This is a genomic window from Enterococcus sp. AZ128 (genome assembly GCF_051714485.1).
Taxonomy (GTDB): domain Bacteria; phylum Bacillota; class Bacilli; order Lactobacillales; family Enterococcaceae; genus Enterococcus_A.
In genome coordinates, this window is sequence record NZ_JBIORZ010000013.1 from 1 (window position 1) to 3,259 (window position 3,259).

Annotated in this window: 2 rRNA genes; both read right to left on the minus strand. The window is 49.6% G+C overall.

The annotated features are described in order from the left end of the window. A 5S ribosomal RNA gene (rrf, locus tag IGI38_RS24820) occupies nucleotides 1-116 on the minus strand. A 74-nt stretch (nucleotides 117-190) separates the two neighbouring features. After that, nucleotides 191-3,103: ribosomal RNA gene (locus IGI38_RS24825) — 23S ribosomal RNA — on the minus strand. Between the last annotated feature and the right edge of the window lie 156 nt (nucleotides 3,104-3,259).

Sequence of the window (3,259 nt, forward strand, 5' to 3'; positions counted from 1 at the left end):
GCGTGGCGACGTCCTAATCTCACAAGGGGCAACCCCTCACTACAATCGGCGCTAAGAAGCTTAACTTCTGTGTTCGACATGGGAACAGGTGTATCCTTCCCGCTATCGCCACCACACTTGTTGTTTGAGTAAACTTCGTTCACTCAAAACTGGATCAGAAACCTTTAAACTACCTTGAATCAATTTTATTTTGGTTAAGTCCTCGATCGATTAGTATCAGTCCGCTCCGTACATCACTGCACTTCCACTCCTGACCTATCTACCTGATCTTCTCTCAGGGATCTTACTTTCTTAAAGAAATGGGAAATCTCATCTTGAGGTGGGCTTCACACTTAGATGCTTTCAGCGTTTATCCCTTCCCTACATAGCTACCCAGCGATGCCTCTGGCGAGACAACTGGTACACCAGCGGTAAGTCCATCCCGGTCCTCTCGTACTAAGGACAGATCCTCTCAAATTTCCAACGCCCGCGACGGATAGGGACCGAACTGTCTCACGACGTTCTGAACCCAGCTCGCGTGCCGCTTTAATGGGCGAACAGCCCAACCCTTGGGACCGACTACAGCCCCAGGATGCGACGAGCCGACATCGAGGTGCCAAACCTCCCCGTCGATGTGGACTCTTGGGGGAGATAAGCCTGTTATCCCCAGGGTAGCTTTTATCCGTTGAGCGATGGCCCTTCCATGCGGAACCACCGGATCACTAAGCCCGACTTTCGTCCCTGCTCGACTTGTAGGTCTCGCAGTCAAGCTCCCTTGTGCCTTTACACTCTGCGAATGATTTCCAACCATTCTGAGGGAACCTTTGGGCGCCTCCGTTACTCTTTAGGAGGCGACCGCCCCAGTCAAACTGCCCATCTGACACTGTCTCCCATCACGATTAGTGATGCGGGTTAGAGTGGTCATAACACAGGGGTAGTATCCCACCAGCGCCTCTGTCGAAACTAGCGTCCCGACTTCTACGGCTCCTACCTATCCTGTACATGTGGTACAAACACTCAATATCAAACTGCAGTAAAGCTCCATGGGGTCTTTCCGTCCTGTCGCGGGTAACCTGCATCTTCACAGGTACTAAAATTTCACCGAGTCTCTCGTTGAGACAGTGCCCAAATCGTTACGCCTTTCGTGCGGGTCGGAACTTACCCGACAAGGAATTTCGCTACCTTAGGACCGTTATAGTTACGGCCGCCGTTTACTGGGGCTTCAATTCGTACCTTCGCTTACGCTAAGCACTCCTCTTAACCTTCCAGCACCGGGCAGGCGTCAGCCCCTATACGTCATCTTTCGATTTTGCAGAGACCTGTGTTTTTGATAAACAGTCGCTTGGGCCTATTCACTGCGGCTGATCGTTAGATCAGCACCCCTTCTCCCGAAGTTACGGGGTCATTTTGCCGAGTTCCTTAACGAGAGTTCTCTCGCTCACCTTAGGATTCTCTCCTCGACTACCTGTGTCGGTTTGCGGTACGGGCCGTTGTTTTCTAACTAGAAGCTTTTCTCGGCAGTGTGACATCGGGAACTTCGGTACTTTTATTTCCCTCCCCATCACAACTTGTCCTTAGAGATGTAAGCATTTGACTCACATCAAGACTCATTGCTTGGACAGACATTTCCAATCGTCTGATTCCTTAGCCTCCTGCGTCCCTCCATTGCTCAAACAAAAACAACGGGTACAGGAATATCAACCTGTTATCCATCGCCTACGCCTTTCGGCCTCAGCTTAGGTCCCGACTAACCCTGGGCGGACGAGCCTTCCCCAGGAAACCTTAGTCATTCGGTGGACAGGATTCTCACCTGTCTTTCGCTACTCATACCGGCATTCTCACTTCTAAGCGCTCCAGCAGTCCTCACGATCTACCTTCAACGCCCTTAGAACGCTCTCCTACCAACACACCTTTAGGTGTGCTCCACAGCTTCGGTAAACTATTTAGCCCCGGTAAATTTTCGGCGCAGGGTCACTCGACTAGTGAGCTATTACGCACTCTTTAAATGGTGGCTGCTTCTAAGCCAACATCCTAGTTGTCTGTGCAACCCCACATCCTTTTCCACTTAATAGTTATTTGGGGACCTTAGCTGGTGGTCTGGGCTGTTTCCCTTTCGACTATGGATCTTATCACTCACAGTCTGACTCCCAGAGATGAATGGATGGCATTCGGAGTTTATCTGAATTCGGTAACCCGAGATGGGCCCCTAGTCCAAACAGTGCTCTACCTCCATCATTCTTACTCTGAGGCTAGCCCTAAAGCTATTTCGGAGAGAACCAGCTATCTCCAAGTTCGTTTGGAATTTCTCCGCTACCCACACCTCATCCCCGCACTTTTCAACGTACGTGGGTTCGGTCCTCCAGTGCGTTTTACCGCACCTTCAACCTGGACATGGGTAGATCACATGGTTTCGGGTCTACGACCACTTACTCATTCGCCCTATTCAGACTCGCTTTCGCTGCGGCTCCGTCTTTTCGACTTAACCTCGCAAGTAATCGTAACTCGCCGGTTCATTCTACAAAAGGCACGCTATCACCCATTAACGGGCTCTAACTTGTTGTAGGCACACGGTTTCAGGATCTATTTCACTCCCCTTCCGGGGTGCTTTTCACCTTTCCCTCACGGTACTGGTTCACTATCGGTCACTAGGGAGTATTTAGCCTTGGGAGATGGTCCTCCCGGATTCCGACGGAATTCCTCGTGTTCCGCCGTACTCAGGATCCTCCTAGGTGCCAGTCAAATTTTGTCTACGGGGCTTTTACCCTTTCTAGCAGACCTTTCCAGGTCCTTCGACTATTTCACTGGACTACCATATCGGAGTCCTACAACCCCAAGAGGCAAGCCTCTTGGTTTGGGCTTTTCCCGTTTCGCTCGCCGCTACTCAGGGAATCGATTTTTCTTTCTCTTCCTGCAGGTACTTAGATGTTTCAGTTCTCTGCGTCTACCTCTAATCAGCTATGTATTCACTGAAAAGTAACATCCTATAAAAGATGCTGGGTTTCCCCATTCGGAAATCTCCGGATCAAAGCTTACTTACAGCTCCCCGAAGCATATCGGTGTTAGTCCCGTCCTTCATCGGCTCCTAGTGCCAAGGCATCCACCGTGCGCCCTTATTCACTTAACCTTATCAACCTTTCGGTTGGGTCTTACTAACTTTCATGAGCGATCATTTCCGTTAGTAATAAAAAAATAAGCAATTGAACTTATTAAAAAACTCATTCAACGCGGTGTTCTCGGTTTGTTTAAATTTGTTTCTGTATCCAGTTTTCAATGAACGATT